This window comes from Methanobrevibacter filiformis, assembly GCF_001639265.1.
Lineage (GTDB): Archaea > Methanobacteriota > Methanobacteria > Methanobacteriales > Methanobacteriaceae > Methanacia > Methanacia filiformis.
Genome location: NZ_LWMT01000015.1, coordinates 1 through 8,538, shown reverse-complemented (window position 1 = coordinate 8,538; position 8,538 = coordinate 1). Strand labels below are relative to the sequence as shown.

The window sequence follows — 8,538 nt, the reverse complement described above, 5'->3', positions numbered from 1 at the left end:
AATTATATTTAGCCTGTAAATACATGATTTTAAACATTAAAGTAACATCATGATGTGGTCTACCTCTGCACTGGTGATTGTACATGGATTCCAGTATTGATCTATATATTTCACAATTCAGCATATTTTTATGTTCTTTCAATTCTAACAACTCTTCATTTTCATTATTCATAGAGTTAAGAAGAAAAAGAGTCTTAAAATGATTCACACTTTCTCCATCATCTAATGCGCGAACCATTCTTTCCAAATCACAACACAAAAGCTCTTTATTAAAAGGACTATTAATATTAAAATTAAGACCTTCCTTCCACAAATCACTAAAATCCCCACGAACAACAGACCTCAAATAATCAAAATCAACACTAAACTTACCACTACTCTCCCAAACATTCAACTTCTTCAACACAAACCTAAAACACTTACGAATACTACTATTAAAACTCATAAAAAAATATATAAACAATCAAACATAAATAAAAATACCAAAGAAAAAAAATAATACATATAAAAAGAAAATTATTAAATACGAATCCTCGTCTATAATAATAGCTATATATAAACGCTTAAAAATTACTAGCTATTGGTTAGTTATAGATTATAGGCGTGTTTTAGGTATTTAGGAGGTCAAAATCATGAATAAAAAAATATTTGTTATATTTGTGATGTTAATTTTAGCTATTTCGCTTATAAGTGCATCAGCATCTTTTGCAGCAGATAGTAAAGTTAAAACAAAGTTAACAGTTCATAATATAACTTCAAAATATAGTGAAAAGACTAAAATTCTCGTGGAATTAGTAGATGATAAAGGAAATCCTTTAGAAGGTGAAGCAGTAAGGATAGTTGAAGATGGATGGTCTGGAGACCCATATTACACAGATTCTCTTGGTCAAATTAGCATAAATGCTGAAACTTCAATGGAAGGAACATGGTATAATTATGGGAGATATCTTGTGACTGCTAGTTACAATGGTTCTTCGAAATATGCATCATCATCAGGAAAAGGTTATATTATTGTAAAGTCAATGCCAGTTAATTTAACCTTAGATATTGAAGAAACTAACAGTAAACAATATGCTAAAATAAAATTAACAGATGCATATAATAAACCAGTAGAATCTCTTAGAGTTAATGTATATGTGGATGGTAAATTTCATACTTATGTCCTAACTTCATCTAAAGGTAAAGTATATTTTGATTTATCTAAGTTACCACCAGGTAAACATAATATTACCTTTTCTAATTCAGAAGTAAATAAAAATTACATTGTAGATAAAGAATCCATAGTTTTAAAAATTAAGGATAAGGGGCAAGGTGCTTTTGATTCAAATAATTCAAATAACTCTTCATCTTCAAAAAATAATAATTTAAAAGCAGTTGCTTTTAACATGAAAGACACAGGTCTTCAAATAGGCGTTATTTTAGCTATTATTGGATTAATATCTTCAATTTTTGTTTATAAAAGAAATTAACTAATAAAAACCATATATATTTATATATTTTATTTTTTAATAGCTATTATTTTTAATAGCTATTTTTTATTTTAGTTATTTTAGTTATATATCATAAATAAGTAAATAAAATCAATGAAAAAGAACTTAAAATACAAATATAATCAAATATAATCAAAAAACGAAGAAAATGAATTTTTTGAAAGTATATTGTAAAAATATAAAATGTATTAATATAAAATAATAGAGGAAAAAATAAATATCCTCCTAAAAAATGTTTAATCTTGTTTTCTAATACCTATTCTAAATATGCTTAACAACACCAATATAATAGCTATTATAGGCATTCCTGTACTTTTCATAGTAGCATTAGCTGCTGTATTCTTACTTGTTTTATTAGTATTATTATTAGTATTGTTAGTATTATTATTAGTATTGTTAGTATTATTATTAGTATTGTTAGTATTATTAGTATTGTTAGTATTGTTAGTATTGTTAGTATTATTAGTATTGTTAGTATTGTTAGTATTATTAGTATTATTAGTATTATTAGTATTATTAGTATTATTAGTATTATTAGTATTGTTGTTGTTTTGGGTTTCAAACTCAACTGAAACTGGATTAGCATTGTAGTTTATATCATCAGATGAAACTGTAATAACATGACGACCGTCATCGAGTTCATTATTTGGTATATGGATTGTTCCAACACCAGTAACATTAGTAATGATATCTCTGATGTGTTTACCATCTAATTCAACATTAACTTTATAGTCAGGTATTGGATTACCATCAACATCCGTTACTGTGACAATCACATCTACAGATCCATCAGGATTTTTAACTACATCAACATCAACAATGGCATTATCTTTTACAACATTAAAAGTTGTAGTATTGGTATAATTGGAGTATTCATTGTTTCCTGCATAATCAATCACAGCATTAACACTTCCTGTATGATTTGGTTTATAAGTAAGATTCCATTGACCATTAGAATCAGTAGTCAAAGAATGAACTTTACCATCAACAGTAACATTAATTGGAGCATTAGCTACAGGATTACTATTCTCATCAACAAGTACTCCATCGATTGTTATGGTTTTACCCACCTTAACATTACTTGGAATATTTATAGTTGAACTAGTAGATTTTGTCCTGCCAAAATTCATAATCACATATTCCTCATCTAAAGAAGCATCACTAGTTTGTTTTCCTTCAGATAAAATGTTAAACACATGACTAAAACTTTCGTCACGACTAGAATTATAAGCTACACCATTAAAAGTACCATTAATAACAAAATCAGGTAAATTCTCAACACCAGTATTATCAAGAGTAGTATTTAAGACTAACAGATAAAAACTAATATTATCACCAACATGAACATTATCCAAACTACTAGTGTTAGTAATATTCAAAATATAATGATTATTAGTATTAATGCCAAAAATTTTATTAGCTATATCGTTAACTCCCCACCAATTATAATCAAAACTACTGTTATCATCATGATCAGTGATATTAACACCAACCTGTGATATAATACGATTATATTGAACAGTTACATTAACCAACGAACCAGCACACATTGCACTGAAATTCAAACCAGTACCATTCTCAGCATAAATAGTATTACCTCGAATAATAAAATCACTAATATCAGTAGGCATACTACTCCACTCAGAATCAAAATAGAATCCATCACCATTTGTAGCATTAATAGTATTATTTAAAAACCTAACACCACTGATATTACCCTCAGTAGACAAAAAATACACACCATAAGCATCACCAGTAATATTATTCTCAGTAAAGGTTATATTATCGATGTTGACATTTGTATTCAGAAGAACACCATATTCAAGTGTTCCTGTGATATTGTTGTTGTTGAAGGTAATTTGTGAGTTGTTGTTTACCATTATATTAACACCAAGCTCAATTCCAGTGATATTGTTGTTGTTGAAGGTAATTTGTGAGTTGTTGCCGCTGTCTGTTTCCAGTTCAATACCAACACCTGATCCTGCGATATTGTTGTTAGTGAAGGTAATTTGTGAGTTGTTGGCATAATGTGCCTCTAGATCCATACCTGAGTCGCTTGTTGATGTGATATTGTTGTTGTTGAAGGTAATTTGTGAGTTGTTGCTTCCTTTTACAAGCAAATAAACACCAAGATTCATTCCTGATATGATATTGTTGTTGAAGGTAATTTGTGAGTTGTTGCTGGAGGATAGATCCAGATAAACACAAAAATCGGATGTTCCTGTGATATTATTATTGGTAAGGGTAATTTGTGGGTTGTCACTCCCAGATGCACCCACACGAACACCAGATTTTGTCCCTATGATGTTGTTGTTTTCAAAAACCAAATTAATAGAACGACTCATAGTGCCAAAATAAACACCATCAGAATCACTCGTATCATTAGCAGTTATATTATTATTAATCAAAGAAACATCAATAAATATATGTGGAGCATAAGCATTAACATAAAAAGCACCATAATTAGCTATTGAAGAAACGATAACATTGTCCTTAATAAGTATATTAGTTAAATTATCACCATAACTAATTAAATTAATACTACTATCTTTAGTTGTAATATTATTCCCCATAATTGTTAAATCACCATAACTTGATTTTATAGCTGTATCATAATCAACAATAGTTAAATTAATAATACGAACATTAGGAGCATTAATATTAAACAAAATACCAGACCCAGAACCATTTATTACAGGATTATTTTTACCTTGAATAGTAACATTACGAGCCACATTAATCTGACCTAAACTATTGTATGAATTACTAGTAAGATTAATTTCTAACTCATCATCACTATCAGTATCAATAAGATCCTGAAAATCCTGAGTAGCACTAGAATTAGTAAAATTATAAGAACCAGCACTAACACCAGACACAGTAAAACAAACCAAAATAGCTAAAATTATTAAACTAAATAACATAAATCCTTTATTTTTTACAAACATTATTTTCACCTCCTGATCCAATCAAATCAGATAAAAAAATCTATAAATATCTATAAAAAATATCTATAATATAAAATTATAAATAATTATATAAAATATATATAAATATATAATTTAATATTTATATTTTCATAGTAAAAGTTAAAAAATAGAGAATAATCACTATCAATTAACTAGTAGTACTTATGTTCTATATTATATATAAAATTTATTGAAAAATAATATAGATATAAATATATATCATAAACAAGTAAATAAAAAAGTGGTTAAAAGAATAAAAGAAGAACAATAATTCAAAAAATCTATAATCAATTTAAATCAATTTAACAGCATTGAGTATGTAACTTAAAATTTTAAGAATAAAATAAGATAATAATATGATTTAAGCCGCTTATTTTATAAAATAAAATGTTTTTAAATAGCTATTATCTAAATAAATTATTAAAAATTCTTAATTATTAAAATAAATATTATAATCAATTTTTAAATAAAATTAAAGATTTTTTTTAAAAACTTATTATTAAAAACTTTATTAAAATTCGTGATATATACTATAATATCTATTATTAATTTAATTGTTTAGCATGAATCTAGTGATTATAATTATAAATTTAACTTATTTAACTAAATTCTGTAGTTTACTATTTTTGAATTGTTTCACAGCATATTTTTTCCAATTAAGTATTTTTAATAGCTATTTTAGATTGTTATTTACTTATAGCTATTTAATATAATATTTTCCTTTTTATTTAATAGCTAACTTAACAAAACATGTATTATTAATCCTAAAATATCTAATAAAAATATCAACAATTATATAAACAATCAAAAACAGAAATAATAAATAATATAAATGGATTAAGAGGTAAGAAACTTATGCAGAAATTACCTGTAGGGAGACAAAACTTTGCTACATTAAGGAAAAACAATTATTTATATGTAGATAAAACAAAATATGTCCATAAAATGATAGAAAGTGGAGATATAAATTTCTTATCAAGACCACGACGATTTGGAAAGTCATTGTTACTTAGTACATTAAAAGAATTATTTGAAGGAAATAAAAAGCTTTTTGAAGGATTATATATTTATGATAAATGGGAGTGGGAAGATAATTATCCTGTAATAACTATAGATTTAGCTGGAGGAACTTATAATAACTTAAATGTTTTGGAAACTAAACTTAAAGATATTATCCATAGAATAGCTAGGGATTTTCAGGTAAATATATACAGTGAATCATTAGAAGAAAAATTCACAGACTTAATCAGTGAAATTTCTAAAAAAACAAATAAAAGTGTGGTTGTTTTAATTGACGAATATGACAAGCCTATTATCTCGAATCTTCAAAATAAGAATCTAGAAGAAATTCAATCTAAATTAGGGAGCTTTTATGAAGTTTTAAAAACAAATGATCAGTATATTAAGTTTATATTTTTAACTGGAGTATCTAAGTTTACTAAAGTGTCTGTATTTTCAAAATTGAATAATGTAGATGATTTAACCCTTATTGACGAGTTTAACTCAATGTGCGGATATACTCAAGAAGAATTGGAGGATAATTTCTCTGATTACATAAAAAACTTATCTAATAAATTTAAAACTTCGAACTCAGAGATTATAGCCAAAATTAAAACTTTTTATAATGGTTATAGTTGGAATGGTAGAGAAAAAGTTTATAATCCATATTCTACACTATTATGTTTTAAGCATGGTGAATTTTCTAAAAATTGGTTTAACACAGGAACACCAAATGTATTAGCAGATTATCCATTAAATAGATATAATCTTAAGGCTATTGCAGAACCAAACATGGTTACAGATAGTGAGCTTAAAAATCCAACTACTTCTAATATGAAAGATGAAATATTATTATTTCAAACAGGATATCTTACAATAAACAATATTGAAACAAAAGAAGATGAAAAATTTTATGATTTGAGAATTCCAAATTATGAAGTAAAATCTGCCTTATTTGAAAATTTAGTAAGCCAATATTCTAAAATACCTCTGTATGATATGTTAGAATATGCAAGAAAGCTATTAAAATATACAATTGAAGCTAATTGCACAAAAATAAAAGAAACACTTGGAGATTACTTATCACCAATACCTACGGATTTAAGAGGAAAAGACGAAAAATATTACCATACATTAATATTTATGCTACTGTACACTGCAAAATTGCATGTACATAGTGAAGTGCATAGCTATAAAGGAAATGCGGACTTAATAATAGAAGAAAATGACTATGTAATAATAATTGAGTTCAAACAAAGCAACAAAAGCTCAATTAACTACATGATAAATAAAGCATTAAAACAAATAGAAACACAGGAATATGGAAGGCAATACAAAAATAAAAAAATTATAAAAGGAGCAATAGTATTTAAAGAAAGTGAAATAGGATGCAAAATAATCAAGGAGTGTAACGACTTGTAAACAAACGAAATACTTTTTAACATTTAATTGTTTGCTTTCAATTTATTTTGCATTATTCTTTTTATAAAATGCACGGTAATGGGAAGCCAAAACAAATAAAAAAGGAACAGCTATTTTCAGTATGATTATTGTAAGAATAAATAATATTTTTATTTTTACTATTTTTCACTTGTTTTTTTTAAAATTTAAGTTTTTAAAAATACAAACATTTATATATTATCACTGTATATAATACTAATGATAAATAGTAAGAATCCAAAAATAGTTCAGGTCATGCCTAGTTATATATTAACTTAGTTAAACATGTTGAAGTACAAGTAAAAATTAATTCGTTGTAACATAATAAAACGTGGATTAAACAGAACTAATCACTAAACACTTATTATTTATTAAATGCTCAATATAAAGTTATAGTTAATTGATACCGCCTCATCTTAAACTATAATGCTTGAAATATGGTAAGTATTAGAATATTAAGATTTTCTAATTGTAGACATTAGTTATTCTCTAAAAATAATATTCTTTTACTTTTTATTCTGTTATCCTAATCTACACATTCAGAACATTTCTCTTTTTTTGGAGCATTTGCATTAGGTCTAGAATTGCTTTGACTGTCAGATTTTACATTATTCTTAACCTCACTTTTTTTAGAAATATTTGCTGAAGTATTTACTTGGGATTGACCATTATTTTCTTTTGAATTATCTGTTTGGATTTGAACATTACTATTTGCCTGATTGTTATTATATTCATTTAGATTATTATCAATATCATTTGAATTTTTTATATTACTGGAATTTTTATTATTAGATTCATTTGTAATATTAGTACTTTCATTTTGAGTTTTATTAATACATTTAGCACAGTTGTGCTGACTATTATTATTGCTGAACCCTTCAGTTACAGCATAGGCTCCAAAAATTCCAGATAACACTATAACAAAGAAAAATAGTATTAAATATTTCTTTTTCAACATTGTTTCCTCCATTTCAATTGATATTTTAAAATTAATTAAAGATTCATTTTTATATCATGTTTTAAAGGATAAAGTATATGCTTTATTAGTATTCCCTATTAAATCTTTTAATATGTTCTTTGTAATGATTAATTTATATCTTGTTTTTGTTTTAAGTTTAGATTTTGGAGTAATTATTATTTTATTATTTTTCAATTTAATAGAAATTGCTACTTCATGATCATTCTTTTTATTTCTTAAAATAATCTTTTTTAACTTATTTTTATCAACTTTAAAGGTTTTCTCGGAATATTCTATAGTAATATATTTTATTGATTTTTCATGATTTTTTTTAAGAGTAGTAGATACAACTGTTGGAGAGACTTTATCTATAATGTAGGTAACAGTTGAAACCTCAGAGTCATGACCTAAAATGTCTTTCCCATAAACACTTATAGTTGAAGTTTTAGTGATTTTAATAGATTTGGTGTATTTAATATAATTTCTATTATTTATTTTATAGTAAACTACACCATTACCAGGGACTGAAAATTTCAAGAATATGTCTTTTTTATACACAGCTGTTAAGTTAAGGATTTAATCGATTCTATAGAATTGCCTTAAATTAAACATTGCTTCTTTATTTTTTTCTTATTTCAGAAACTTCTTCTACAATTGGTTCTATTTTTTCTTGGTGGGGTTT

Annotated in this window: 6 protein-coding genes; 2 read left to right on the top strand and 4 right to left on the bottom strand. The window is 25.5% G+C overall.

The window, feature by feature from the left end; all coding sequences use genetic code 11:
- The coding region (locus MBFIL_RS00605; protein WP_157078598.1) for a hypothetical protein at positions 1–445 on the bottom strand (445 nt) is incomplete at its 3' end.
- A gap of 187 nt (positions 446–632) precedes the next feature.
- Here MBFIL_RS00605 and MBFIL_RS00600 point away from each other — a divergent pair.
- Complete coding sequence (locus tag MBFIL_RS00600; protein ID WP_066970448.1) at positions 633–1,469, top strand: hypothetical protein; 837 nt, start codon at positions 633–635, stop codon at positions 1,467–1,469.
- Between the two features lie 257 nt (positions 1,470–1,726).
- On the opposite strand, the gene MBFIL_RS10405 is transcribed toward MBFIL_RS00600, so the two are convergent.
- Positions 1,727–4,438, bottom strand: coding sequence for a right-handed parallel beta-helix repeat-containing protein (locus MBFIL_RS10405; RefSeq protein ID WP_066970446.1), 2,712 nt, complete (start codon positions 4,436–4,438; stop codon positions 1,727–1,729).
- Between the two features lie 876 nt (positions 4,439–5,314).
- Here MBFIL_RS10405 and MBFIL_RS00590 point away from each other — a divergent pair.
- Positions 5,315–6,880, top strand: coding sequence for an ATP-binding protein (locus MBFIL_RS00590; RefSeq protein ID WP_066970444.1), 1,566 nt, complete (start codon positions 5,315–5,317; stop codon positions 6,878–6,880).
- A 544-nt stretch (positions 6,881–7,424) separates the two neighbouring features.
- Here MBFIL_RS00590 and MBFIL_RS00585 read toward each other — a convergent pair.
- Positions 7,425–7,856: a hypothetical protein gene (locus MBFIL_RS00585; RefSeq protein WP_066970442.1), complete on the bottom strand. Its 432-nt coding sequence runs from the start codon at positions 7,854–7,856 to the stop codon at positions 7,425–7,427.
- 54 nt (positions 7,857–7,910) lie between these two features.
- The gene (locus MBFIL_RS00580; RefSeq protein ID WP_066970441.1) at positions 7,911–8,393 is read right to left on the bottom strand and encodes an Ig-like domain-containing protein; all 483 of its coding nucleotides are present in this window, start codon (positions 8,391–8,393) and stop codon (positions 7,911–7,913) included.
- Positions 8,394–8,538 lie beyond the last annotated feature (145 nt).